Origin of the sequence: Halonotius pteroides, assembly GCF_003605635.1 — an archaeon.
In the GTDB taxonomy this organism is placed as follows: domain Archaea; phylum Halobacteriota; class Halobacteria; order Halobacteriales; family Haloferacaceae; genus Halonotius; species Halonotius pteroides.
In genome coordinates, this window is record NZ_QMDW01000001.1 from 152,061 (window position 1) to 175,655 (window position 23,595).

Consider the following 23,595-nt stretch of genomic DNA (forward strand, 5'->3'; position numbering starts at 1 on the left):
GAGTTCGTATCACGATATTGATTCATAGTGCGCACTGTATTCGCAATGTTGTTTTATCAGTGGGTACTACGTCAAGCAGTGCCCACCACATATCTGCAGTTTCATCTCGTTTTGACACTGCCACTGTTGGCCCTGCTGTGGTACCTGACGCCGACATACGACCGGATCCGGCGGCGGCGCGGCGCGGCCGGGCTGGCGATCCTCATTGCTATCGCCGTCGCCTACACGACGCCGTGGGGATCGTATATGATCCAACGCGGTGTCTGGTGGTACGGCGAGGGCGTCGTCGCCGCCAGACTGCTGTCGATTCCGGCCGGCGAATACCTGTTTTTTGGGATCCAGACGCTGACCGTCGGCTTTTATCTCTACTGGCGTGGGTTCGATCCGAGCTACGAGACGGGTGATTTCGCGTGGGGGCCCCGGATCGCTGGCGTCGGTGTTGGTGTGCTTCTGTTCGGCGGTGGCCTCTGGATGGTGTTTCAGGGGCCGTCATGGCTGTATCTCGGTGGACTGCTCGCGTGGGTTGGCCCCGTCGTCGCCCTCCAGTGGAGCGTCGGCGGCGGCTATCTCGTTCGGCGGCCGCGGGCGTGGATCGAGGCGGCGGTGGTGCCGACCGTCTATCTGTGGATTATTGATCGCTGGGCGATCGGTCGTGGGCTGTGGATTATTTCCAATGAGTATACGACCGGAATCGCCCCCTTTGGCCTGCCGATCGAGGAGATCCTGTTTTTCCTCTCGGCTGGGGTGATGACCGTTACCGGACTTGTGCTCTTCGAGTGGGTGCTGGACTGGAACGACACGCGGACAGTTACCTCCCAACAGTAACAGCAGGTACCGCGGCAGGCCGCGGAGCCCCCTTCGAAATCCTTTTACAGCTTTCGGGTGGAGTATCACTAACTAACCATGGACGTAACTATCGTCTCCGAGGAGGAGAACCCCATGTTGCATCGCACGGATATCCGGTTCGAGACGGTTCACGACGAGGCCACGCCATCGCGGCTCTCGGTGCGTGACAGTCTCGCGGCCAAACTCGATAAGGACGCCGAAGAGGTTGTTGTCCACGAGCTTGATACCACCTTCGGGATGCAAAAAACGGTCGGCTACGCGAAGGTCTACGATAACCCTGACCACGCCGCGGAGGTCGAACAGGAGCACGTGTTGGAGCGCAACAAGATCGCCGACGACGCCCCCGACGCCGAGGAAGCCTAAGGCAACATGCGCGTGCTCGGCATCGAGGGCACCGCATGGGCCGCCAGTGCGGCCTGCTATGACGACACCGGCGACTCCGTTTTTATCGAGTCGGATCCCTACCAACCCGATAGCGGCGGTATTCACCCGCGTGAGGCCGCCGAACATATGGGCGAAGCACTCCCCAACGTTATCGATAGCGTGCTCACCCACGCCGCTGAGACTGTCGACGACGCGGCCGACACCGCCACCAACGACACTGACAGTCCAAACCGCTATGGGATCGACTGCGTTGCGTTCTCACAGGGCCCGGGACTCGGGCCGTGTCTGCGCACGGTTGGCACCGCCGCCCGGGCGGCCGCACAGGCCCTCAACGTGCCGCTGGTCGGCGTCAACCACATGGTCGCCCACCTCGAAATCGGCCGCCATCAGTCAGGGTTCGACTCGCCGGTCTGTCTGAACGCCTCGGGCGCAAACGCCCACCTGCTGGGGTATCACAACGGTCGCTACCAGGTGCTCGGTGAGACGATGGACACCGGCGTCGGCAACGCCCTCGATAAGTTTACCCGACATATCGGCTGGGAGCATCCCGGCGGCCCGAAAGTTGAGGCGGCAGCCACGGACGGCGAACTCATCGATCTCCCCTACGTCGTCAAGGGGATGGACTTCTCGTTTTCCGGCATCATGAGCGCGGCAAAAGATGCTGCCGACGAGGGTGAAGCGATCGAGGATATCTGCTTTTCACTGCAGGAACACATCTTCGGGATGTTGACCGAGGTCGCCGAGCGCGCGCTGTCGCTGACGGGCACCGACGAACTCGTTCTCGGCGGCGGCGTTGGCCAAAACGCCCGCTTGCAGTCGATGCTGGAAACCATGTGTGAGGAGCGCGGTGCGGCGTTTGACGTTCCAGACAACCGGTTTCTCCGTGACAACGCGGGGATGATCGCCGTCTTGGGGGCCAAACAGTTCGCCGCCGGCCAGACGATCACGATCGAGGACTCAACGGTTGATCCGAACTTTCGGCCCGACGAGGTCGCTGTCGCGTGGCGAGAGGGTGAGCAGTCGGTCGCGTGTGGTCGCGGTGGTGAGACGGCGTCGCCAACAGACGGGGCGACAGCGACGCAGTCAGCCGGTGATCGGCACGGTCGTCAGCGCGGGGCGGAAGCCGTCGTCGACATCATTGCACCAACCGACTGCGAGTACGAGCTGCCCGCTCGGTGTGTTCGGAAACACCGGCTCTCGAAAGCCTATCGCCATCCCGCCCTCGATACGACACTCACCGGCGAACGCACGACGGCCGAGGCACGGCTGACCAGCGAGGCCCGCGCCGCGGGGGTTCCGACGCCCCTCGTGTGGGATGTCGACCGCGAAACCGCGACACTCCACCTCCAGCATGTTGGTGAGGCTGATCTTGCTGAGCGACTGACGACCGACGCGATCACGACGGTAGGGAACCATCTTGCGGCGATCCACAATGCAGGGTTGGTGCATGGTGATCCGACCACCCGAAATGTCCGCGTTGGCGACCGCGTCTGGCTGATCGATTTCGGCCTCGGCTTTCATTCGGGCCACATCGAGGATTACGCGATGGATCTCCATGTGCTCCGCCAGAGTCTTGCGGCGACCGCCGATGACCCAGCTCCGCTACTCGACGCGGTGAGTGGTGGCTACACCGCTGTCGGCGACACCGCGGTCATCGATCGGCTGGCAACGGTCGAGGATCGCGGCCGATATCAGTAGCCGACATCGGGGCCAGGCGGAAACCTATCAGCGTCGAAAGGCGAATTTTCATTACACTGAGGCAATTACCGGCTCCTATGGGAAAGAAATCCGAGTCCGGAACGCTGTTTGGGATCCCGTATAACTTCGAGCGCCCCTCCATCGGCCGGCTGCTGTCGGCTCACTGGAAACCAGACGAGGGGATGCTCGTGGAGAAACCGTTCGGCATCGGCTACACGCTGAACCTCGCCAGCTGGCGGTCGTGGGTCGCCCTGGGTGTCACCGGCGCGCTGCTCTATCAGGAGCGCAGCGGCGGCAGCGACGACGGCGAGGATATCGATCTCGACGACGACGGCGACGACGAACCGGTCGAAGTTATCGTCGAAGACTAAAGGGATCGACGCCTCTTTTCGCGCCGCGACGAACAGTAAACCATGCTGCAGTATGTAACGACCAATCCTGGCAAGCTCCGGGAGGCCGAAAGCTATCTTGGCGACGAGATGATCGATGCCTACGATTACGACTACCCGGAGATCCAAGCCCCGACGCTGGAGCCGATCGCGGCCGCAGGGGCTCGCGACGCCTACCGTGAGGTCGGCCAACCGGTCGTCGTCGACGACGCCGGACTCTTCATTGAGGCGTTCGATGGCTTTCCGGGGCCGTACTCCTCGTTTGTCGAAACCACGATCGGCGTCGACCGGGTCTGGGAGTTAGCCGAGCCACTGAGCGATCGTCCCGCGTCGTTCCGCTGTGTGTTGGCCTACTGTGATGGCGAGGCGGTTGACGACCCCGTTGACGACGGCGACCTCCCGGTACAGTGTTTCACCGGCGTCGTCGACGGCGAGATCGTCGCCCCACGCGGTGACGGTGGCTTCGGGTATGACCCGATCTTCGAACACGACGGGGCGACGTTTGCGGAGCGCACCGCCGCGGAAAAAAACGAGCTGTCACATCGTGGCCGCGCGCTGGCGGCCTTCGCCGAGTGGTATCAGCAGCGGTAGCTACGCCGATCGTGGCTCACGATCCGGGCCGGGGTAGGAGTCGTCGGCAACCGTGCCGTACAGTCGGTCGGGGACAAACAGTTGAGCGAACGCCGCTGGCGAACGCACGCTAACCGGGAACTGCCCGCTGAGTGTCGCCCCCGCCTGCGCGCCGGTGAGCCCAGTATTAAACGACAGCAGGTGCATCGCGCCACCGCGGTAGGCCGAGGCGAGTGCTGGGTGGTCGCCAGGGGGGTGGACAACAGGCTCCCGCCACGAATCGATGGCTGTCCGCCAGTCGGTCGCCAAGTCGTTGTCGGCAACCGTCTCGATGACGGCTTCGGCATCGGCGAGTAGGTCGTCGCTGGCGACGAGCGTTGTCCAAGCGTGTTGCCACAAGGATTCAAGCGCGGCACTGGCGTCGCCGTCGCCACACAGATCGGCCACAAGCACGTCGGCATCGGCGACAACACAGACGGGCTGTGACTCTCGTGGGTCGGTAACTTTCTCGGAGGGATCCACAGCAGCTGATGCGGTTTTTTCCGCGCGATCGCGGCGTGTCGAGAGCGCGGATTCGATGGCCTCGCGGTCGACCGTCGGCGCGCGAGCAAACAGCTCAGGCCAGTGCATACGCGGCGTTGGAGGCCCGTTTACAAGAGCGTTCTCAGTCGGTTACGCACCGAGAAGAATCGCGGAAACTTCGTCGACAGCGTCCTGTTCAACAACGAGTGCCAGCCGATCGCCGGCCTTGACGGTTGTCGTCGGCAGCGGGATCGTCATCGGATCGCCCTTGTGGCCGTGGGCGTAGAGCCGCGCGGTCTCCGGTAAGTCGATCTCCGAGACTCGCTGGCCGACGATGGGGGCATCGTCGTCGACAATGACCGTTGTCAGCTGGAGGGCCTCGGTCAGATCACCGATCGCGTTGAGACTGCCGCCGAGCAGCGCGGTTTTCGCGCCGGCCGCGCCGAGCCGCTGCGGGTAGATGACATCGTCGGCGGCCGCGGCGTACTCATCGTATTTGTCGTTGCTCACGTCGTCGCTGATCCGCAGGACGGTGCGACAGCCGTACTCCTGGCCGAGCAGACAGATCTCGTGGTTGACCACCACATCGCCGGTGATCCCGCCGATGGCGTCGGCGTCGTCGATGCCGGCCTCCTGTAACACCGACTCGTTGGCCCCGTCGCCGTGGATCACCGTCAGGCCCGTCTCGCGGGCACGGTCAACCTTCCCCCGAACGTTGTCAACAACGACGACATCGTAGCCTTCCTCGTCTAACACCCGGGCCGTGCGGGCTCCAACCCGGCCGTAGCCAACGACAATGATTCGCATACGGCCTCGTATGAGAGTCGGCATCAAAAAGGTATGTTCCCGGCAGCAACAGTGGCCGCTCAGGCCGGTGGATCGGCCACCCACTTCTGGCTGAAGTCGGTGCCACAGCTGCAGTGAGCGTACGCGTGGATCACGTCGCCCTCGGCGTAGAGCCCGCCGACCTCTTCGTTTTCGGCCTCGGCAAACGCGAAGCCGAACTCGATGTGGTGGGACGCCGTTGGATCGTCCGCAGCGGCCGGACAGACACCACCGGCGAGGCGGTCGTCGATCTCACCGGTTCGATCCATCGCCTGTTTCGCGAATGCCATCGGATCAAGCCCGGTGCTGTCGGCGAAGGCCTCTCGGCCCGTTTCGCCGGCCACGACGACCACGACGCCACCATCGACAGCGATACCGGCCGTCGACAGTGGGTGGTCTGTATCCACGACGGTATCGGCGACGTAGATCGCCACATCATCGAGTCGGTCGCCGGCGAGAAACGCGGTGAGATCGTCCATATCCGCCGTGGTGACGCCACACATTTAGCAATGACCCTTGCCGACGGTGGTTGAAACAGTTCTATTCGATTACAATCAGCAAGCGCTGTGTGCGATGGATCGCGTATGGTCAGTAGATCAGCTCTCAACAGTGCTTGTGTTATATAAGATCGGGGATCGCGGGCGTCACAACAAGGATAGCGAATACGGTGAGCACTAACCCAAGTACCAACAGAAACCCGCCCCGAGCAGCGTTCCGCAGCGCGGTGTTGTCGGAGTTGTCATTCATCACCGTGAGGTGAGATTCGGTAGCTGTCATGACCGCATCCGCAGCTGTGCGTGCATCATCCGGCACTGGGGCTGGTTTCCCAACAACGGTGGCGGTCTCGCCGACGGCGAGTGTTCCTTCCCGCAACTCGATCGGGGTCGTGCTATCGCCGATTCCTGAGCGATCTGCGGCAGGTTCCAACGCAATCCGCTCATCATCGGTTTGTGCGATGATTTCCTCGTTGCTGGTGAGCCGGTTGGTCGTCATATCCAGCGACAAACTATCCGCGTCAGGCCCAACACGGATTTCGGCGGTGCCGTCAGAAATGAGAAATGGCCGATGCTTACTGTCGGAGTCGATGGAGCTGTCACCGGCATCCTGTACAACTTTACTGATCGTATACGCATAGGCGACACACGTTTTGTTTCGTAGCGGTGAGATGAGTGTGTCATCTGGTCGGAGTGGACGAATACGGCCCCGGATCTGGGCCATGTCACCGGCTGCGATCGCTTCAGCGATTGAGACTGAATCCGTCGAGACGATCATCCACCAATCGGTCACAGAGTTGGCCCCACTGGTCGTCGCAGTCACACCGATCCATGCGATCACACTACCAAGCAACAAGCGGGGTAAAACCCCGTCAACAGGCAACATCGGCTCTCCAGATATGGGTATACTTCCAACAAGACAAAGCGTTGTGAGTAGCAACTCAGTCATCTGGACTGTCACAGCCAGCGGCTCAACTGTCGCCATCGAGCGATTCGGCGATCGATTGCAGGGAGTCCCGTGGTTCGTGTTTGACCGTGTAGACGGCACGGTCACCCGGCGCGCGCAGCCCGTATCGCTCGCCGTCAACGACCACATCGCAGATAACGCTGTCGCCGATCTCGCGGTCGAGGCCTCGGAGCCACGCGCCGAGTCGGTTGGTGCCCTCGCCGGTCGACCGGGCCTGTTTGCGGGTGTCATAGGCACCATACAACAGTCGTCCGCTGTCGTCGCCCGCAACGGTCGCAAAGTATTCCGCACCGTCGATCACGATCGTGATACGGTCGTCGACAGCGACCGTCTCGGCGACAGCCGTCGGGAACTCAAGACAAGGGGTACGACTGCCGCCGCGGCGGACGATCGTCGCCCGAGAGGAGTCGATCGCATCGCTGTCGCTCGGAAGCCGCGTTGACATAGGCGGTGTGCTTACGCGTTCGCCTCTTGCTCGTCGCTGTCGGCGTCGGCCGCCTCGTCGGCGGCCGCATCGTCAGCAGCCTCCGCATCGGCGTCTTCGGCGGCTGCATCGTCAGTATCGTCGGCAGCTTCGTCCGTTTCGTCGTCCGGTTCCGGCTCCTCAAGACCGAGAGCGACACGAACGTTGCCGTCGCTGTCGACGATCGTCGCGTTGACCTGTGCGGTCTCCTCGGAGACCTGACGGCCGCGAACGGTGATGCGTTTGCGCTCGCCGTCATGGGTCGGATTGAAGCCGACGCCGCCCTCAAGCAGGCGTTCACGGATCTGTGCGCCCGGAACATCCTCGCGCATCGGGCGGCCTGTCTCGTCGGAGCCGCCGGTCAATTTGAGCGTGTACGAATCAAGACCGACGGCACCGCCGTCGACCTCTTCGCCGAGCTCTCGCCCGAGGAATCGATTGGCGTCCTGTCCGTCGACCTCATGTTGATACGTCTGTCCGTCGGTCGGGTCAGCGACGGCGACTTGGAACTCTGCCATACCACTGTCTGTTCGGTCGCCAATAAAAAGCACGTCGAAACCGCCCTCACAGCCACCGGCGGTTAGTAATCGTTATACACCGGACGTACGTTGCCCAAAACATGCAACGACGCGCTGTGGCCGTGTACGTCGCGTTGTTCGTCCTCATCGGCGTGGCGTCGTACACGCTGATGGTAACTGCCGAACAACCACAAGTAGCGGTCGAGAATCCAAATTTCCAGCTTTCATCGGGTGATGGATTCACCGTCGACGGCCAGTCCTACACCGCAGCGACGGTCGAAGAGGTCACCGAGGAGGGCGGCCACGGGAGTACAAGCACCCACAGAGAGGCAACGCTTGAATGGACGGTGGCGAATGTCGAAACCACCGACGACTGGGCAGTCGGCGATACGATCACCGTCGACGGCCAGGAGTGGAACGTCGTCAGTACCTCAGCCTCGTCGGTGACCGTCGAGGAGGTCATCGACCGCGGAGCGATTCTCGAAGCCGATCCGGTGGCTGACAACACGACATACTCGGGTGACAGCGGCGAGTTCGTCCTTGTCGACGACGAGCGCGTCCCTGTCTCGGAGTACTTCGATCCCGCGACGGTGACGTTCACCGAGGGTGAAACGGTGCCGTACGATGGCCAACAGGCCACGCTTGACTCGGTCACCAACGAGAGTGTTACCGTGTCATGGACGGCTGATGAGTCAAACAGTCAGACGCTGAAAACCGGCGATACGATCACACTGGCTGACAACACCACCTACACCGCCTACTTCACCGGGCCGAACACGGTTGAGTTGACCGCCAGCGCCGAGGCCTATCAAGCAGCCGTCAGCGAACAGGAAACGTTCTCCCAACGCGTCAGTGGGCTGCGGTGGGTCACGTTCACCGCCGGCTTCATCGCGATGCTGTTGATCGCCTTCGCCTTCCTCCCCTCACGATACTGACCACACAACGTTCCAATCGGCTCCTTTCGGATCGATATCCACCGACGGCGGGTGCTCGTTATGTTGCTAGTCACGCGCTGTCACGATCCCATCATGACGATCTGTATGCAGGAACTATTTATTCCGGCTTCGGTAACGGAAGCATATGGAACCGGGCGAGTACGTTGTTGATACCGAGGACGACGAACCTGATCTCGCGGTCGTTGTCTTGCAGCGAGACGCACCGATCAGTGAAGTCACCGTGTCGGATCCCGATTCGGATCGAACGGTCGCCGCTGATAACCCGGAGTACGAGGCCTCCGAGCCCGCTGTCAGCGTCGCCTTTGTCGAATCCGGGCTCAACCGACAGTGGCCTGACTGGACGGACGCTCCACCCGCAGCGCTCTACGAGGGAGCAACCGACCACAACGTGAAGCTCTATACGTTCCCCGAGGGCAGACTCCGGACGCTGACCGGCCAGCAGGCGGCGATCATGCTCGCCGAGGAGACAGTTGATCTCACCGCCCTCCAAACACGGCTTGAGGACGCCGGCTGGACAGTCGATCCCGACGATCACCTGATCACCGTCGAGAAACGCGACGAACAGTACCGGATCTACAAAACAGGCGACGTTGACGGAACGGGCACGCTCCGAACCCCACTGACAAACCTTGTCGAGGAGTACAGCGAGTAGCCGCCTCGCTGCTGGCGTTTCCAGCGTCACCGCCGTTCTGCGGTGTCGATAGGTTCAAGAGACTGGCCGCATCTCTTTCAGCAACTCAATGGAAATCCCTGAGCAACTCGCCTGTCTGTACACCGCAGAACTCACTGAGACCGAGGACAGCTACACGTTCACCGTGCCAGCCACGGAGGTCGAAGAGGGATCAGTCACGCCGGGTGAGACGCTTCGTGTTGCCGTACTGACCGACAACGATGTTGGCGATGGCAGCGACAGTCCCGACGATACCGCCGAGGAAACAGCCTCGACAGCGCGGTCTGAGACATCGACAGCGTCGCAGCCGAAGCCACCGGTGAGCGAGGGTGAGACGCGAGTCGTCGAGATTCAAGACGTCGGCGATCAAGGCGACGGGATCACTCGCGTTGAACGTGGGTTCGTGGTGATCATCCCTGAAACTGATGAAGGCGAGACCGTCGAGATCCGGATCGAAACGGTGCGACCGAACGTTGCCTTCGGCACTGTTATCGATCGACTCGATCACGCCGAGTAGGCACGTCGATTTACATACGCTGTGATGGCAGGTCAAACAACCGCTATCGAGGCTTTTTGAGTAAGCGACTGTGTCGGGGGCGATCGCTGAACAGGTGAGAGTGTGTGACAGCCAAAGAGAGCCTAGGCCGGAATTTGAACCAGAGGAAGACTCGCGTCGCTCGTCTTCCAGGGATCAAATTCCACGTGTAGCTTTCGCTCCTCACGTTCGTCGCAGAAAGCCTAGGCCGGAATTTGAATCCGGGGTCTCGTCCTTACCAAGACATTGATATGTTTCGTGGCCTGAAAACAGCATTTTGACCGTCTTCAGACGACACGTATTCTCATTTTATTTCAGACCACGTCGCCGTCTTGGACTTTGCTGTATTCTCTGGTGTTGGCCGGTCTCTTCGTCAACTTAGTATTATCGCGCACCCCCTTGAAACACCGGGCAAGCAGTCTTTCGGCCTGAGCAAGAATACTAATCGAGATGTCTCGCCTCGTCATTTCTATTTCAACGCTTGATTTACTAGTTTCAGATCTGACACTATTTCTACAAACTCGGAGAAAGTATGTTTACCAACAACAGAACGTTGATGCATTACGTCGTTACGAAGACCTTCTATATCATCCAAGACTTCCTTCGCCTGATCCTCTTCAAACCCTAACCGATCTACGAGCTCGTACTCTCGAACGATTTCGTTGATCTGACGAGTGTTCAGACAGTCTACCAGTCGAAGATCAGCGTCTTGGTCTACTTGTCTTTGGTATATATCTTCGATTTCCCCTTGCTCATTATCCGTCAAATGCGAAAGCCATCTTCCATGTTCAATCTCGTCGTAGATAAGGTCACATGCTGCGCCTTCATACTCTGAAATAAGTTGATAGAGTGGTACTCCAGCTTGAACACTATTCAAATCTGCGTGAGTTATAATCCCCTCTATGCCATCTCTCAATATGAACGCGAATCGCTTATCCCTTTCATCCATTATGTTCAGTAGATCTCGTGAACCTGGAGATGGATCAATAACAGGGACTTCACTGCCTAATAAATCGTCCTCTTCCAAAGGTTCCGCGTGACCTATAATCCGATCTGTCTCAGATACACCCTTGAGATCTTTTCGTCGGACGTACTTTCTAATGTGACCAGATATCTCGATAGGAGCCACATCAAACGAAAACTTATTCATTTCTTCTAAAACACTATTCACACGATCTTCTGGAGAAAACGTTGTGAGGTCTTCCGTCATAATGTCGCCCGCTTTGATCCTCATAACTCGTTAACACAGCAGAGAACGTTTTAAAATCAAGGCTCAACTGAAATTTCATCTGATGTAACTTTTGAAAGCCCTTTTTCACCTGCTTTCCGTCCTGCTCTCAATAGTTTCTCCAGTGCTTCTCGACAGTCTCCGCTGTTCTCTGCCACTGTTTCCGCGATTTCTTCGATGACTTCGTCGGGTACGGTTCCGGGTTTGAAGGCTTGCTCCACTCGTTTCTTCAGTATCTCTTCGAGCTGCGGTGCGTTGTAGGAGTTGAACTGGAGTGTCTGGCAGTTCAAACGTGATTGGCTCCTGGGATCCAGGTTGGCCTTGGAGGGCGGTCGATTGGAAACCATCACTAATCCCAGCGAGTTCTCCGCTTCCTGATTCAGCATTTGCAGGTCGTAGATGATCTCCGTCTTCTCCTGTAACTGGTCAAACTCATCAATGGCCACAGCTACGCCACGATTCTTATCCAACCACTCCTTCAGCTTGGAAAGCAGTTCATCCACTGGCTTACCTTTCCGAGGCGCAGGATACCCAAGCTGAATCAATAACTCAGTCAGAAGCGAGGAACGAGAATTATACTGCCAGGCATTGATGTACACAGAGTCTGCACCAGCCTCAGTCTCTAACCGGTCGAAAACATGCTTCACACACGTCGTCTTCCCGACTCCCGCCGGACCATACACCAGCAAATTCTCCGGAGTCCTCCGTCGAGTGAGTGGTCGGACAGCGTCAGCTATCCTCTCTATCTCGGCTTCTCTGCCGACCGGCTCATCCGGCTCGTAGTTCGATGTCAAGTAGGTTTCTGAACGTAGAATCCCGCCGCTGCTAGTTGATTCTTGGAACAAAGTTTACCTTCCCCTCGTATCATCTAACGTGTAACAGGTAGCTTCAAAAACCGGACCAAGGGAGGCATTTCACTTGCATCTATGTGTTCCGCGGAAACCTCCGGGCCTGAATTAAAACTAGCAAAACCACACTCCTCAATCGAAGAGGCATCCGAACCCGGGTGCCGGTAAAACCGTGTAACCCCTTTCATCAAAGAAAATCATCTATGACAGACCCACTGAAAGACCCGACACCACTGCAACCAAACTACCTGCCTGAGAATCTGTACAACCGACAGGAAGAGCAGAAGCCGCTGGAAAACCTGACCTCGGATAACTCTGCTCCACAGAACCTCTTCCTGCACGGACCCCGCGGCACAGGCAAAACCCACGTCACACACTTTGCACTCGAAAAAAGCGACAGGAAGTGCTACGTCCCCTGCACCCAGCACGACACACAGTACAAGGCTCTGAAACAGATCCTCAGAGGACTAAACGAAGAAGTCAACGACGGCCACCACACCTCTGATCTTCAGAGAAAAGTAGTGGAGAAAACCAAGGCCGTACATACGGTAATCATCCTCGACGACATCGACTTTCTACTCCTGAACGACGGCGACGACCTGCTCTACTTCCTCACCAGGATGGAAACACGAAACAGCGTAGATCTAGTACTCATCTCCTCAAACCACACCGGGCTAAAATCACAGATCGAAGAAAGAACCTACAGCAGCCTCCAACCACAAAGAATCAACTTCGAACCCTACACCGCAGAAGAAACATACCAAATTCTCGTAGAAAGAGCTCGGAAAGCACTGGTCAACCAAAGCCTCCAGAAAGCCGCGTTAACCTACATCACCTCCACCACTCAGAACATCTCTGTCGGCCTGCACTGGCTAAAACACGCAGCTGAAACCACTGACTCAGTCATTACAGAATCTCACGTCCAACAGGTGCAGAAGAAGGCATACGAGAAATACGCAGCAAACCTTCTCAACCGGTTTACCGAACATCACCGACTACTGTACCAAGCAATACGGGAACTCGACGTCGAAGAAAACACGATCAAGACAGGAAAAATCTACACACGGTACGAAGAACTCTGCAAAGCCTACAACGAGAACACGCTATCCAAACGCCGGCTCAGCGATTACCTGAAACACCTGGAACTAGTCGACCTGATCGAAGCAGAATATCACTACGGCGGCAGCAAAGGCAAAACACGAGACGTGAACCTGGTAACTCTCTAAACGCCATACATCTTTTACTTTAAGACATCTACCAAGTCAGTAAATGGATCCTGATGAAGACGAACTGAAACAGCTCTGCCTCGGAATCGTCGAGGAAGCTGATGCAGCGGCAGTAACTCCAGGTATCGTCCGACAAGAACTCAGAGTAGAACACGACATAGTCTACGAAGACAACAGAGTGTTCGAAGTTATGCACGAGATGGAAGACAACGGAGAACTAATCTACCACCTTGGCGAATACAACGAGTTTGCCGTGCCAGAATAACCAACATCGGATATTCAACTTATTTACGACTAGATGAAACGACGTCGAAGTAAACGACATTAAAATGGAAAATATGATGGGAGATATTCTCATATTATCAGTAATTACTAATGGGAAGAATAGCTGGCAATAATATAAGTTTAGGCCTAGAAAATGTGACCACTAGGCAATCACTATGAACCGACGAGAGCTTCTCACTGCTGTTGGTACAACAAGTTTAATCTCAGTAGCTGGATGTATGGGTGATTCTGACGAAGAAGATACAGAACAAACCGAAGAAGAGACAACCATCCAAAGAAATGGGGAACAATACTTCTTCCAAGACACAGCCGGCACAATGGGACAACTAGGAGAACAATCAGCACCTACAGAAGCAAAAGACTGGCAAGAAATACAAAACGAACTAACCGAAGACGAATGGCAAGAAAAACAAACAAACGATATAGAAAGAGTAAGAAGAGAAAGAGAATTAGCAAGACAATCAGCAAACAACGGAATCGAACAAACACTAGAAGAAATGCTTCAAAGAGCAGAAGAAATCTACAAAAACCAAGAATTTAATTTGTGGAACGGCGAACCAAATATAGAAAACGAAGATGACGAAATAACATTCACAAGATCACTAATCAAAGCATCACAAGAAGCAGGAGTAGACACATCAGGACTAGCAGACGACATAGTATCAAACATGGCCGAATACGCAGAACAAGAACTAGACTTCGTCAATTTTGATAATTTCAAATTAAGTACATTGCCATCAACAGAAACACTACGCTCAGCCCAGTCCACATCAAGCCACAGAGGAGGACCTAGAGAAGTATCAAGCGGAGCCACTTACAAGAACAGTGGCTTTGGACATATGCCAGCTTTACTTCAATACGAAAAGGAAGGCGAAACAGAAGTTAAGTACACTGAACTAACAAAAGCCACATGGCCTAATAGGTTTTGGAGTACTGTCAGAGACCCAGAAGACTCCAAATACCGTGCAAGCCTTGACCAAGACACCATGAAAAACGGAGGATTCCCAGAACACTTCGTAACAGCACTAGACTACAGCAAAGCAAGAGAACTAGAACTAAGAAACGAAGACATCCTAGGATTCGGACCAAACGACGGACCAGCAGACAACGATTACGAATCACTGGGAGATGAAATAGGACAGTTCCTAACAGAATTAGTAGATGACCAGTATGTAACAGGATACGTAGAAGATGGAGAAGAAATAAATCAGGATATCAACAGACAAGATGGGATTCAAGTAGGAGGCACGTTAGTTTCAGATGAATTTGGCGAATCACTGGAAGAATACGTTACAGATCCTGACCCAGAAACAAGAGAATACGTAGAAAACATCGGAAGAGGAATCTACACAATCAGACAGGAACAAGGATGGGATACAGACCTAGCCATCACAGGAACAGTAGAAAACCCAGAAATCAGAGGCACAACTTTAGAAAGAATCAACGAAATCAGAGCCGACCAAGCCTACGACCAAGTCAGACAAAGAGTTGCAGAATGATTTCTTTTGAAAATCTCAGTTAGGCTATTTATATGATGGCCGGAAACCAGATCTCAAGTATATATCCTGTACATCTCAACAGCCCAATTTCGAGACAGGCACCCGTCTGGTTTGCTTTCTTTAGAATTACCATCTGATTCTTGACTTACAACGAGTCTATAAGCTCCCACAGCGACTCTTCATCCCGCACTTCCTCCAAAGACTGCTCCACCTCACGTAGCTCCATCTCCAGTTCGATCCTGTCACGCCACTGATCCCGTCTTTCCCGCCTCAACTCTGAATAAAACTCGTCAATCGTACTCTTCAACTCCCTCTTCTTGTCTTCTTGAACGCCTCCGAAACCGTGGTACAGGTCTTCCAACCGTTCAATATACCAGTCAAGCTTCGACTCAAGTTCCTCGACCGTCTCTGAATGGATCTCCCTACGCTCCTTCAGCAGATCTTCAATCCGTTCAAGCTCCTGTTCCAACCGTTCCTGTTCATCCTGCTGCTCTTCCTGTAGAAACTCCTCGACACTGAATCCCTGTGAAGATAGATCTAGGTCTTCCCAGTAGTTCCGGTACTCCATCACGCAATAAAGATCGGATAACTGGAAAAGGTGTTATCCCTCCCCAGAGTTCGTTAGACCCCGATATTCTCTTGCCTTCTCCCTATAGAACTTTGGTAACTCCTCGATCTCCTCTTCACTCCAAGAATCAACTTTCTCCAAGAGATCCTCGGCCTCGAATACTTCACTTGCTGCGACTCGACTCATACCAAAACAAGAAGAGATGAAAAGATTGGAAAATATGGGAACACTGTGTTTCTCAAGATCTAGTCCTCAAGCTGTTCCAGCTTCTCCAATACACCCTTGTCTTCCAGTTCGGCTAATCGCTCCAGAACGTTTTGTTTCTCCTCTTTCGTAGACTCATCCTCAAGGCTGAGAGCTCTTCCACAGTTACGGCATTCTGAGTAGACATCGCTGTTCTCCGCACCACAGAACGAACATTCAACGCTTCCGTCCTCGTCTTCACCACCGCTCAAACCGTATTCTTCTCGGATAGCTTCATTGACGTCGTCATTGTTCAAGTGGACGTACACCTTCGCTCTGTCCGATCCTGGCTTCCAACCTGCAAACTTGTTCAACTGCTCATAGCCCATAAACGTCGCAACCTCAGTCAAACGGGTGTGCCGCAGGTTGTATGGCCGACGCTTGTTCTCAGGGATACTTGCTCTTTCACAGGCATCTTGGAACCGGCGGAGAAAGCTATCGTACTTCCACCTGTCTCTCAAATCCGGTTCGTACATACAGTTAGTGTCGCCGTGCTGTTGAGGCACATTACCGCACTTCTTACACTCCTGTTGCTGAGTTTTGACAAACAAGGGGACACTTGGATCATCAATATCTCCTACCTCACCGCCAAGAGGATGCTGAGCAATCCACTCACGTAGAGGACGCCCAGAACGAACCAGTTGATTGGTCCTATCAGGGGTTCCCTTGATACCCTCCAAATAGATGAAGTCCCCCTTCTCATTCGAAGTAAAATCGCCCAGGTTACGAGATAAAAGCTCACCAGGACGTGCCGCAGACTCATATAAAACCATCGTGAATGCACGGTCACGAGTGCTGATGAAACTGCTGAACAACCGCTTCAACTCCTCTTCAGTGAAGATATCCTCTCGGCTTACAGTCGATTTCTGGCTCGAAGAAGCAGAGAAGAAATCAACTTTCTCAGGATGCTCACGTCCCCCGTTCTCGACTTTATAGAACTTCTTGGCAGCAGCTCTCATCGTATGCTGCGTAGAATCGGCATAATCACTCCTGTTCAAATTCGCGATCATCAGTTTCAGTTCCTCCTCAGAAGCTCCGCTCAACTCAAAATCATCCGGAGCGAAATTCAACACTAGAGACTTCAAAGCAGTGATCAAACGGCTTTGACGGACCTCACTAATCCCTTCAGCAGCACTGTGATCAATGAACTTCCGGATCGCCTCTACATTAGCTGATTCCAGTTCTGAGTCTTTCAGATTTTTAAGCTGTTGCTCAACGTTGATGTAGCGTGTAGTAGACATAGAGTGGTTCTGCACCTCAAAGAGAAGGAAAGGAGAGGACAAGCCGCGGTTCAGATGGATCAACTGCTGGGAAAGGACATTGAACCCTCTGTTCAGATGCCCTTATCGCAACGCTTCTCTTGGGGTTCAGACCCCTCATTACGGTTGAAGGACAGTGAACCCTTGATAGGGTGCCCGGACGGGGCTACCTACTTTCCGTTCACTGTTTCTCAAGTCCTCTCCTTCCTTCGTTTGGTTTTTCAAGTGAAGATTGGTCTAGAATATTTAAATAATCTGTCCTGTACACCATCTGAATTCAGGGTTATCGACGGATGGAAGTTAAACAAATCCTGGCCATAGACCCTTTTCAACGAGATGTATCGGAATGGATGAGGTTGTTGATGGGATTTTCGTAGGTCCCGAATCTGATGCCAGCGATGAGGTACTTCTACAGAAACACGGTGTCGATACCGTGGTCTCTCTAACTCACAGCAACCCGAAAACAGGAGACATCACTCGTGTAGATGTGCCGATGATAGATGGACCTCAGAACAGTTACCAAGCGTTCGCTGAAGCCGTAGAAACAGTTGTGGAGCAACGTGAAAACGGTCAGCGTGTCCTGGTCCACTGCTCGGCTGGTTCCTCCCGCAGTCCTTCAGTCGCCGCAGCAGCAATATCAAACCTCACAGAAACAGACCTCAAAGACGTGTTCAACCAAGTAATTGAACGAAGGTCCGAAACCGATCCTCACGAAGCATGGTTCGTCAGGTAATCAATTATTTGAATTCTGATATATAGAATAATCGAACATAGTTCTGAGCTAGGCTTGGAAAAATGTAAAGACAGTACTTCTACAATTCCCTAATATGACCGATGTCGTCTACGCTGTAAGAATCTCAAACTTGGAGTACTCTGGACTAAAAATAATGGACGTCAAAATAGGGAAATCAACCAACATAGATAATACCTTATCTCAGTATAGCCGGGGTGCAAGAAACATTGAATTACTTGATATGTGGAAACCAAATCCACAAAAGAACCTCTCTACAGCTGAAAAAGGCGTCCACGAAATAGCAGAAAAATACGCCTATAATAAACAAAGCGAAAAATTTGTCTTCCTACAAGGTGGCTACCAGCAGTTTGCAGAAACTGTCAATAAAATATTGAAGAACACCACTAAAGCCGAAATTGAGGAAAGAGAAACCGATACAGAAGACACGGAATCAGTGAACTACACTGGAACAACCCCTGCCATAATCAAGATATTAGGAGAGACACATGAAGTCGATAACTGGACTGATACCCTCCAAACCGGAGTAGCACAGATACTGGCTGAAGTCGATGATCAAGAGAAAGTCACTGAAATTGAAGGACGAACAAGAAGCTATTTTGTCAAAAAAGAAAGACAATCTGATTTAGTCTCCCCTAAACAAATACCAGAAACAGAACTATACGTAGAATCAAACTTCTCTGCCAACGACGTAAATAGAGTTATTCAAAAGGTACTGAAAAAGTACAACTACGAAGAAGAAAAGCTCGAAATATTCACCGAAGAAGAAAACTAAGGCAATAAACTCCGGCCTCTCGAACCATCAGAACATCCTATAGTGACGTTGTCTCAAGTTCTCTAAAATCCCGAACCAGTCTAAACGCCACTCGATCCAAGTTTAACCCTTCTTCCTCTATCCTCTGCTTCAATCCTTCCAGTACTTCTTGCTTCCGTGCTGCTACCCAGACCGCGTCAAAACCAGATTCCAGGTGTTGTTTCAGATGGTCGACTTCCCGCTGATTGTTGCCCATCGCCACCTCAACCACTAACTCCATGTTTCCCATGTTGACGTAGACATCGGCGTCGAACTTTTCGAGGAACGCATCCAAACCCTGTTCTTCGAATGCTTCCTTAATCTGGTTCTGCCAGTACCTGTGGATGATTCCTCCTCGCCCCCTGTGTTTCACGTCCAGATCTAGACCTTCTGCGTAGTCACGGCCTTTCTCCGTCAACTGGAGCAGCTTTCGCTTGCCATCCTGAGCCTTGACGTGGCGTTCTATTACAACACCTTGGTCGACCAGTTCGTTCTTCGCCTTGTTTCCCTTGTACGTACTACTGAAACGCTCGTATCGTTTGGTGAGAGGCTTGAACGGGTTCTCGATAATATCTTTCAGTAACCGGTCGGCGTCCTCAGATACCTGTATCTCGGTCGGATCATCGGGGATCGTGGTCTCCGGTACTTCCTCGGATCTGCCAGGAGCAATCCGGTTGTCGAAACGCTTCGTGGTCTTCCGTCTCTCGCTTTCCAGTTTACTCCATTTTTCGGCCTGCTGCTTTTCGAGTTCTCTATCCGTGACGGTCTTCTCCAGTTCGTAGTTTTCGAGTTTGACCGGGACTGGGTACCGGCCACCGACCTGAACGACTGCTTCACCAGTGGTAAGATCGTGAGCGAACTCCGCCTGCCTCTCAGACAGGTTCATCGCATCCGTGACCGATTGGAACTGCTTCCGGTCGGCTGTAGGCAACAGAAGCTTGGTGAAGGTATTCGCCTTGATCGAATCCGTCAATTTGCTTGCCTCTTGATCTGCGACAACCAATCCTTCACCGAACTCCCGCATCTTCGCCGTCAACTCATCCACCTCAGGGATACCGGCAGCATCCTGCCGCTCCTTATACACAGAAAAAACCCGCTTACCCTCGTCAAGAAAGAAGAGATGATTCAAACCACTATCCCGGTGACCCTGAGCCAAACGATACTCGTAGACATAAGCAAAGAGAACCTCCATCAAGAAATTCTGGACATCCCGGCTCAAGCCGTCAAACTCGAAGACAACATTCTCCTTCAGCAATTCGTCTACAGCATACCCCCGATTACAGTCAAAAACAGTGCCTGCAACCAGGTTAATCGCCTCCAACCGATTCAACAAGGTATCGCGGTAATCAGACGCCTTCCGAACAAAGTTGACCTTCTGCTTCTTGATCAAAAGCTCCAGCTCGTGAAGACTCGGATACGGCTCAGAAACCCTATCAAACAAATTATACAGAGTATAAAGTTCGACAACCTTCTTCATCAAATAATTCTTCGAACCACTCAGCAACGAAGTAGCGTGACCAAAGATCTCAGCAAAAACCTGTGCCCATCTACGAGGCGGAACACCCGTCGGCGGCTTCAACGGATTAAATTTGAGGCGAGTCCACGACAACACCAGCAAATCAATGTCTTGGGATAGATGCCGGTAATCCTGCTTCAAATCAAACGCCCAAAACGGCTTACCCACCTCATCCATCAACCTGTAAGACAGAGTCGTCTTACCACTCCCCGACTGGCCGACAGCGAGAAGATGCTTGGTTAGATCCTCCTGAGAAAGATAGAACGACTGTTTCCGAAACGTCTCCCCCAAATAAACATCACCGTACCTCGCGCTATTTTCGAACGGGTAACGATACCGTTGAACAGACTTTCCAAAAACAGCTTTCGAAATCGCATCCTGGATATACTCACTACTGGAAAACCCAGAGGCTAAGACCAGCTTCTGCACCTCATCATCATCAAGAATGCCACGTTGATCTGCCAATCGGAGAACCTTCTCAGGATCACGACTCACATCAGACAGTGAAAGGGTAGAATTCTACAACGATGGGATATACCAAGCTTCTATTGAAATTCTATGCGGCAGCTCCACCGTAGAACTCCTCTGCCTGGGCTACAATTGGATCAACTAGGTCTTCGTGCTTGTAGAGGCTGAGACCGTTATTTCTCAGAACCGCTTTGACCTCTGTCTTGATCTCGGCTCTAATCTTTTCCCTGTTCGTCCAATCAAGCTCCACGCTATCCTTCAGATTGTGCTTGAGTTCCCGAGCGATGCTTTTCAGTGTTTCTTCGCCGATTTCAGTCTCCGTATTCGCAGAAATAGCATCATAGAACGCCAGTTCCTCGTCACTCAATCCAAGTTCATCTTGCCGATCATCCGTCTCCTGAATCCTCTCAGCATAATTTCTCAACTCGTCGATAACCTGCTGAGTCGACAGAAACCCTTCATTATAGTCGTGAATCGTACTCTGAAGTTCTTCTTCGAACGACTCGTACTTTGCCAAGTTGCTTTTTTTCCGGGTCGTAATCTCATTTTCCAGTAGCTGCCGGAGCATCTTCACCTGAAGGTTCTCGAATTCGACCTCCTCCACATCCTCAAGGAATTCATCACTAAGTACTGGCTTCTCTTTCTCCCATTTGTCGAAACCCGTAACTTCGATCAGATCCTCAATACCGACTCCTTCAGCTACTAAATCTTTCATGGCCGAGTCTAAGTCTTCCATCTCGTCGGGATTATTGGAATCCTCAATACTGTTTATTGCTCCGAGAACGGCTTCGAAGAAGGCTACATCTACACGGATGTCACTTGCCGCAGAGTGCGGAGTAACCAATGCGTGAGCTTTCTTCAACTCCTTCATTGATTCCCGGAACTGATCCTCACGCTCTTCAGTAATCAACACTTCATTCTGTGCCTTATAGAGCAACCTTTTCCGCTCCAACTTATCAAGCTCCGGCCAGTCGCTGTAATCAACTGCTGCGAAGTAGTCCGCAACCTTCTGATGTTTTTCCTTCATCACCTTTACACCCTCCTCAATATCCAGCATCGCATCGTTCCGAACCTCGGACGTGTATTTATCCAAAGCCTGCTTTAGCCGCTTACTGATCCCGATATAGTCTACAATCAGACCACCAGGTTTGTCCTTGTAAATGCGGTTGACTCTGCCGATTGCTTGAAGCAGATTATGATTCTTCATCGGCTTATCCATGTACAAGGTGTGTAGATGGGGCGCGTCAAACCCTGTTAACCACTTATCACAGACGACCGCGATTTTGAATGGATCTTCATCGTCTTTGAAACGACGCTTCAATTCATCATTTGAGATAGGATCGTCGATGAAGTCTTCTGCTCCTGAAATCACTACTCGTGTCTCTGGAGCGTCCGGATTATCCCTGATTTTCTTGCTCAGGTTCACTGCGGCTTGACGGCTAATCGCAACCACCATTCCCTTACCTTCGATTTCTCTGTTGTTGAAGTGCTCAACAATATCGTCAGCGATCATCTCCGTCCGCTCTTCACTGTTCTCAATGACGCGGCGAAGCTGAGTCCACTTTCTTTTCATCTCCTGCTTCAAATCATCCGACTTCGACTCCATCAATTCGTTAAACCGGTCCTCAATCCCAGGATCGTTAACTTGGAGTTTAGCTAGACGGCTCTCATAAAAAATCGGGACTGTGGACTCATCTTTCTCTGACTCCTTGATAGTATACTGGCTGATGTAGCCACCGAATGTATTCGTAGTAGACCGATCTTCCTTCTCTATTGGAGTTGCTGTAAAACCGAGGTGCGAAGCGTTAGGAAGCCCGTCACGAACGTTTGTAGCCAAGCTCTTGTACTGAGTACGGTGAGCCTCGTCCGCAACCACAATCACATTATCTCGGTCGTTGACTTCCGGATACTGAACCTCGTCGTCCGTGGTCTGGAACTTTTGAATCGTCGCAAAAATAATCCCTCCTGCCTCTCGATCCAATCTTTCCCGGAGTTCAACTCGATTGTCGCTATCTGCCCACTCAGCGTCTAAACCGTGGTTCTTGAACTCTTTGTATAGTTGGTCGTCAAGATCATTTCGGTCAGTGAGGAAGACAAGCGTCGGGTTCTTCATCGAACTCTCACGACGAATTTTCTTCGCATAGAAAACCATCGAGAGGGACTTCCCAGAACCTTGGGTGTGCCAGACAAGCCCAATACGATTCTCATCAGGATTGGGAACAACTTCCTTACTGCTCTTAACAGCGCTGTTCACCGCATAGAACTGATGATAGGCTGCAAGCTTTTTCCCAAGCTTTCCGTCCTCATCAGCGTATACTATGAAATTCTCGATAAGATCCAGTAGTCTTTCTTTGTCGAATGCACCACGGATCAATACCTCTGAAGGTGGTAGCTCATCTGTAGCATCTTTTTCTTCATCGATATACCGCCAAGGTGAGAACCACTCCCAACCGGCACTAAGGCATCCGAGCTCGGCATTGTTCATATCCAGAACGCCAATAAGCTCGTTGTAGTGGAACAGATCCGGAATATCGCTCACATATCGATCCGTGACCTGCTTATACGCATTACCCATCGATGCCTGAGGATTCGTCGGATCCTTCATTTCCAAAACACCGATAGGAAGACCGTTGACAAACACGATGACATCGGGCTTCCGTTGTGGACCTTCCCCGACCTGTATAACTACTTGATTAGTAACTAGGAAATCGTTCTTTTCTGGCTCATCAAAATTAAAAATGTCCACATACTCCCCTCGTGTCTCTCCCTCATTTTCGTACTCAACATGCACGCCTTGGACAATATTTTGATGGAACTTTTGATTGCTCTTCAGAAGTTTCGGAGAATTAAATCCTATAAGTTTAGATATAGCTTGTTCAATAGCTTCATTCGGAAGAGATGGATTTAATTCTTGGAGCTTTGCTCTGAGTCTGTCTCTAAGTACAACTTCAGAGAGAGAATCCCGCTCTGGCTCATCGCTATTCGGCCCAAGTTCAGAACCAGGCTTGTAATCATACCCGATGTTCTGAAAAGCCTGTAGGGCCGGCTTCTCTGCCAACTCCATCTCATTCATA

At 53.0% G+C, this 23,595-nt stretch carries 25 protein-coding genes and 1 pseudogene; 13 read left to right on the plus strand and 13 right to left on the minus strand.

Features of this window, described 5'->3' with window-relative positions:
- Positions 1 to 78 precede the first annotated feature (78 nt).
- From DP106_RS00750 to rdgB, 5 genes are all read left to right on the plus strand, one after another.
- A complete protein-coding gene (locus tag DP106_RS00750; protein WP_240625293.1) occupies positions 79 to 825 on the plus strand; it encodes a lycopene cyclase domain-containing protein in 747 nt (248 codons plus the stop codon).
- 78 nt (positions 826 to 903) lie between these two features.
- Positions 904 to 1,209, plus strand: coding sequence for a 30S ribosomal protein S24e (locus DP106_RS00755; protein ID WP_120082625.1), 306 nt, complete (start codon positions 904 to 906; stop codon positions 1,207 to 1,209).
- Positions 1,210 to 1,215: 6 nt separating this feature from the next.
- Positions 1,216 to 2,928 (plus strand): bifunctional N(6)-L-threonylcarbamoyladenine synthase/serine/threonine protein kinase, encoded by a 1,713-nt coding sequence (locus DP106_RS00760; protein ID WP_120082626.1) that lies wholly within the window; start codon positions 1,216 to 1,218, stop codon positions 2,926 to 2,928.
- 77 nt (positions 2,929 to 3,005) lie between these two features.
- Positions 3,006 to 3,299 carry a DUF5808 domain-containing protein gene (locus tag DP106_RS00765; protein ID WP_120082628.1) on the plus strand — a complete coding sequence of 98 codons (294 nt, stop codon included), beginning with the start codon at positions 3,006 to 3,008 and terminating at the stop codon, positions 3,297 to 3,299.
- A 42-nt stretch (positions 3,300 to 3,341) separates the two neighbouring features.
- Positions 3,342 to 3,908 carry an RdgB/HAM1 family non-canonical purine NTP pyrophosphatase gene (gene rdgB, locus DP106_RS00770; RefSeq protein ID WP_120082630.1) on the plus strand — a complete coding sequence of 189 codons (567 nt, stop codon included), beginning with the start codon at positions 3,342 to 3,344 and terminating at the stop codon, positions 3,906 to 3,908.
- Here rdgB and DP106_RS00775 read toward each other — a convergent pair whose 3' ends face one another.
- The 6 genes and pseudogenes from DP106_RS00775 to DP106_RS00800 form a co-directional block, all read right to left on the minus strand.
- Positions 3,909 to 4,517, minus strand: coding sequence for a DUF7384 family protein (locus DP106_RS00775; protein ID WP_240625294.1), 609 nt, complete (start codon positions 4,515 to 4,517; stop codon positions 3,909 to 3,911).
- A 42-nt stretch (positions 4,518 to 4,559) separates the two neighbouring features.
- Positions 4,560 to 5,216, minus strand: coding sequence for a potassium channel family protein (locus DP106_RS00780; protein ID WP_120082631.1), 657 nt, complete (start codon positions 5,214 to 5,216; stop codon positions 4,560 to 4,562).
- Between the two features lie 59 nt (positions 5,217 to 5,275).
- On the minus strand, positions 5,276 to 5,713 hold the full coding sequence (locus tag DP106_RS00785; protein WP_120082799.1) for a DUF5807 family protein: 438 nt from the start codon (positions 5,711 to 5,713) through the stop codon (positions 5,276 to 5,278).
- A 139-nt stretch (positions 5,714 to 5,852) separates the two neighbouring features.
- A complete protein-coding gene (locus tag DP106_RS00790; protein WP_165857783.1) occupies positions 5,853 to 6,521 on the minus strand; it encodes a hypothetical protein in 669 nt (222 codons plus the stop codon).
- Positions 6,522 to 6,699: 178 nt separating this feature from the next.
- Positions 6,700 to 7,140, minus strand: coding sequence for a DUF7112 family protein (locus tag DP106_RS00795; RefSeq protein WP_120082633.1), 441 nt, complete (start codon positions 7,138 to 7,140; stop codon positions 6,700 to 6,702).
- A gap of 128 nt (positions 7,141 to 7,268) precedes the next feature.
- A pseudogene (locus tag DP106_RS00800) lies at positions 7,269 to 7,676 on the minus strand (30S ribosomal protein S6e); the annotation flags it as partial.
- Positions 7,677 to 7,777: 101 nt separating this feature from the next.
- Here DP106_RS00800 and DP106_RS00805 point away from each other — a divergent pair.
- The 3 genes from DP106_RS00805 to DP106_RS00815 all read left to right on the plus strand — a co-directional run bounded on the left by DP106_RS00805 (position 7,778) and on the right by DP106_RS00815 (position 9,819).
- Positions 7,778 to 8,611, plus strand: coding sequence for a hypothetical protein (locus tag DP106_RS00805; RefSeq protein WP_133305074.1), 834 nt, complete (start codon positions 7,778 to 7,780; stop codon positions 8,609 to 8,611).
- Between the two features lie 145 nt (positions 8,612 to 8,756).
- Positions 8,757 to 9,284 carry a hypothetical protein gene (locus tag DP106_RS00810; protein WP_120082638.1) on the plus strand — a complete coding sequence of 176 codons (528 nt, stop codon included), beginning with the start codon at positions 8,757 to 8,759 and terminating at the stop codon, positions 9,282 to 9,284.
- 88 nt (positions 9,285 to 9,372) lie between these two features.
- Positions 9,373 to 9,819, plus strand: a complete 447-nt coding sequence (locus DP106_RS00815) for a TRAM domain-containing protein (RefSeq protein ID WP_120082639.1) — start codon at positions 9,373 to 9,375, stop codon at positions 9,817 to 9,819.
- Positions 9,820 to 10,306: 487 nt separating this feature from the next.
- Here DP106_RS00815 and DP106_RS00820 read toward each other — a convergent pair whose 3' ends face one another.
- Positions 10,307 to 11,047 (minus strand): CBS domain-containing protein, encoded by a 741-nt coding sequence (locus DP106_RS00820; protein ID WP_165857784.1) that lies wholly within the window; start codon positions 11,045 to 11,047, stop codon positions 10,307 to 10,309.
- A gap of 56 nt (positions 11,048 to 11,103) precedes the next feature.
- Entirely contained in the window at positions 11,104 to 11,910 is an 807-nt protein-coding gene (locus tag DP106_RS00825; RefSeq protein ID WP_120082643.1) for a Cdc6/Cdc18 family protein, read from the minus strand.
- A gap of 206 nt (positions 11,911 to 12,116) precedes the next feature.
- Between DP106_RS00825 and DP106_RS00830 the strand changes: the two genes are divergently transcribed.
- The 3 genes from DP106_RS00830 to DP106_RS15465 all read left to right on the plus strand — a co-directional run bounded on the left by DP106_RS00830 (position 12,117) and on the right by DP106_RS15465 (position 14,923).
- A complete protein-coding gene (locus DP106_RS00830; protein ID WP_120082644.1) occupies positions 12,117 to 13,139 on the plus strand; it encodes a Cdc6/Cdc18 family protein in 1,023 nt (340 codons plus the stop codon).
- A 43-nt stretch (positions 13,140 to 13,182) separates the two neighbouring features.
- Positions 13,183 to 13,404 carry a hypothetical protein gene (locus tag DP106_RS00835; RefSeq protein WP_120082645.1) on the plus strand — a complete coding sequence of 74 codons (222 nt, stop codon included), beginning with the start codon at positions 13,183 to 13,185 and terminating at the stop codon, positions 13,402 to 13,404.
- A gap of 238 nt (positions 13,405 to 13,642) precedes the next feature.
- Entirely contained in the window at positions 13,643 to 14,923 is a 1,281-nt protein-coding gene (locus DP106_RS15465; protein WP_133305075.1) for a hypothetical protein, read from the plus strand.
- Positions 14,924 to 15,068: 145 nt separating this feature from the next.
- On the opposite strand, the gene DP106_RS00840 is transcribed toward DP106_RS15465, so the two are convergent.
- Genes DP106_RS00840 through DP106_RS00845 form a run of 3 tightly spaced genes read right to left on the minus strand, consistent with a single transcriptional unit; the run spans position 15,069 to position 16,975 of the window.
- Positions 15,069 to 15,491 (minus strand): hypothetical protein, encoded by a 423-nt coding sequence (locus tag DP106_RS00840; protein WP_120082646.1) that lies wholly within the window; start codon positions 15,489 to 15,491, stop codon positions 15,069 to 15,071.
- 33 nt (positions 15,492 to 15,524) lie between these two features.
- The gene (locus DP106_RS15680; protein ID WP_165857785.1) at positions 15,525 to 15,677 is read right to left on the minus strand and encodes a hypothetical protein; all 153 of its coding nucleotides are present in this window, start codon (positions 15,675 to 15,677) and stop codon (positions 15,525 to 15,527) included.
- 59 nt (positions 15,678 to 15,736) lie between these two features.
- On the minus strand, positions 15,737 to 16,975 hold the full coding sequence (locus DP106_RS00845; protein WP_120082647.1) for a tyrosine-type recombinase/integrase: 1,239 nt from the start codon (positions 16,973 to 16,975) through the stop codon (positions 15,737 to 15,739).
- A 364-nt stretch (positions 16,976 to 17,339) separates the two neighbouring features.
- On the opposite strand from DP106_RS00845, the gene DP106_RS00850 reads away from it, so the two are divergent.
- Positions 17,340 to 17,726, plus strand: coding sequence for a dual specificity protein phosphatase family protein (locus tag DP106_RS00850; RefSeq protein ID WP_120082649.1), 387 nt, complete (start codon positions 17,340 to 17,342; stop codon positions 17,724 to 17,726).
- A gap of 94 nt (positions 17,727 to 17,820) precedes the next feature.
- A complete protein-coding gene (locus DP106_RS00855; RefSeq protein WP_120082650.1) occupies positions 17,821 to 18,519 on the plus strand; it encodes a GIY-YIG nuclease family protein in 699 nt (232 codons plus the stop codon).
- Positions 18,520 to 18,556: 37 nt separating this feature from the next.
- Here DP106_RS00855 and DP106_RS00860 read toward each other — a convergent pair whose 3' ends face one another.
- A complete protein-coding gene (locus DP106_RS00860; protein ID WP_240625296.1) occupies positions 18,557 to 20,548 on the minus strand; it encodes an ATP-binding protein in 1,992 nt (663 codons plus the stop codon).
- Positions 20,549 to 20,609: 61 nt separating this feature from the next.
- On the minus strand, positions 20,610 to 23,594 hold the full coding sequence (locus tag DP106_RS00865; RefSeq protein WP_240625297.1) for a type I restriction endonuclease subunit R: 2,985 nt from the start codon (positions 23,592 to 23,594) through the stop codon (positions 20,610 to 20,612).
- Between the last annotated feature and the right edge of the window lies 1 nt (position 23,595).

What these genes read in the sequence shown, in the direction of transcription:
- DP106_RS00805 (WP_133305074.1), top strand. Translation starts at nt 7,778, where the DNA reads ATGCAACGACGCGCTGTGGCCGTGTACGTCGCGTTGTTCGTCCTCATC.
- DP106_RS00840 (WP_120082646.1), bottom strand. Translation starts at nt 15,491, where the DNA reads ATGGAGTACCGGAACTACTGGGAAGACCTAGATCTATCTTCACAGGGA.
- DP106_RS00755 (WP_120082625.1), top strand. Translation starts at nt 904, where the DNA reads ATGGACGTAACTATCGTCTCCGAGGAGGAGAACCCCATGTTGCATCGC.
- DP106_RS00855 (WP_120082650.1), top strand. Translation starts at nt 17,821, where the DNA reads ATGACCGATGTCGTCTACGCTGTAAGAATCTCAAACTTGGAGTACTCT.
- DP106_RS00775 (WP_240625294.1), bottom strand. Translation starts at nt 4,517, where the DNA reads ATGCACTGGCCTGAGCTGTTTGCTCGCGCGCCGACGGTCGACCGCGAG.
- DP106_RS00810 (WP_120082638.1), top strand. Translation starts at nt 8,757, where the DNA reads ATGGAACCGGGCGAGTACGTTGTTGATACCGAGGACGACGAACCTGAT.
- rdgB (WP_120082630.1), top strand. Translation starts at nt 3,342, where the DNA reads ATGCTGCAGTATGTAACGACCAATCCTGGCAAGCTCCGGGAGGCCGAA.
- DP106_RS00815 (WP_120082639.1), top strand. Translation starts at nt 9,373, where the DNA reads ATGGAAATCCCTGAGCAACTCGCCTGTCTGTACACCGCAGAACTCACT.
- DP106_RS15680 (WP_165857785.1), bottom strand. Translation starts at nt 15,677, where the DNA reads ATGAGTCGAGTCGCAGCAAGTGAAGTATTCGAGGCCGAGGATCTCTTG.
- DP106_RS00795 (WP_120082633.1), bottom strand. Translation starts at nt 7,140, where the DNA reads ATGTCAACGCGGCTTCCGAGCGACAGCGATGCGATCGACTCCTCTCGG.
- DP106_RS00830 (WP_120082644.1), top strand. Translation starts at nt 12,117, where the DNA reads ATGACAGACCCACTGAAAGACCCGACACCACTGCAACCAAACTACCTG.
- DP106_RS00835 (WP_120082645.1), top strand. Translation starts at nt 13,183, where the DNA reads ATGGATCCTGATGAAGACGAACTGAAACAGCTCTGCCTCGGAATCGTC.
- DP106_RS00765 (WP_120082628.1), top strand. Translation starts at nt 3,006, where the DNA reads ATGGGAAAGAAATCCGAGTCCGGAACGCTGTTTGGGATCCCGTATAAC.
- DP106_RS00865 (WP_240625297.1), bottom strand. Translation starts at nt 23,594, where the DNA reads ATGAATGAGATGGAGTTGGCAGAGAAGCCGGCCCTACAGGCTTTTCAG.
- DP106_RS00785 (WP_120082799.1), bottom strand. Translation starts at nt 5,713, where the DNA reads ATGGACGATCTCACCGCGTTTCTCGCCGGCGACCGACTCGATGATGTG.
- DP106_RS00850 (WP_120082649.1), top strand. Translation starts at nt 17,340, where the DNA reads ATGGATGAGGTTGTTGATGGGATTTTCGTAGGTCCCGAATCTGATGCC.
- DP106_RS00780 (WP_120082631.1), bottom strand. Translation starts at nt 5,216, where the DNA reads ATGCGAATCATTGTCGTTGGCTACGGCCGGGTTGGAGCCCGCACGGCC.
- DP106_RS15465 (WP_133305075.1), top strand. Translation starts at nt 13,643, where the DNA reads ATGGGTGATTCTGACGAAGAAGATACAGAACAAACCGAAGAAGAGACA.
- DP106_RS00820 (WP_165857784.1), bottom strand. Translation starts at nt 11,047, where the DNA reads ATGACGGAAGACCTCACAACGTTTTCTCCAGAAGATCGTGTGAATAGT.
- DP106_RS00845 (WP_120082647.1), bottom strand. Translation starts at nt 16,975, where the DNA reads ATGTCTACTACACGCTACATCAACGTTGAGCAACAGCTTAAAAATCTG.
- DP106_RS00760 (WP_120082626.1), top strand. Translation starts at nt 1,216, where the DNA reads ATGCGCGTGCTCGGCATCGAGGGCACCGCATGGGCCGCCAGTGCGGCC.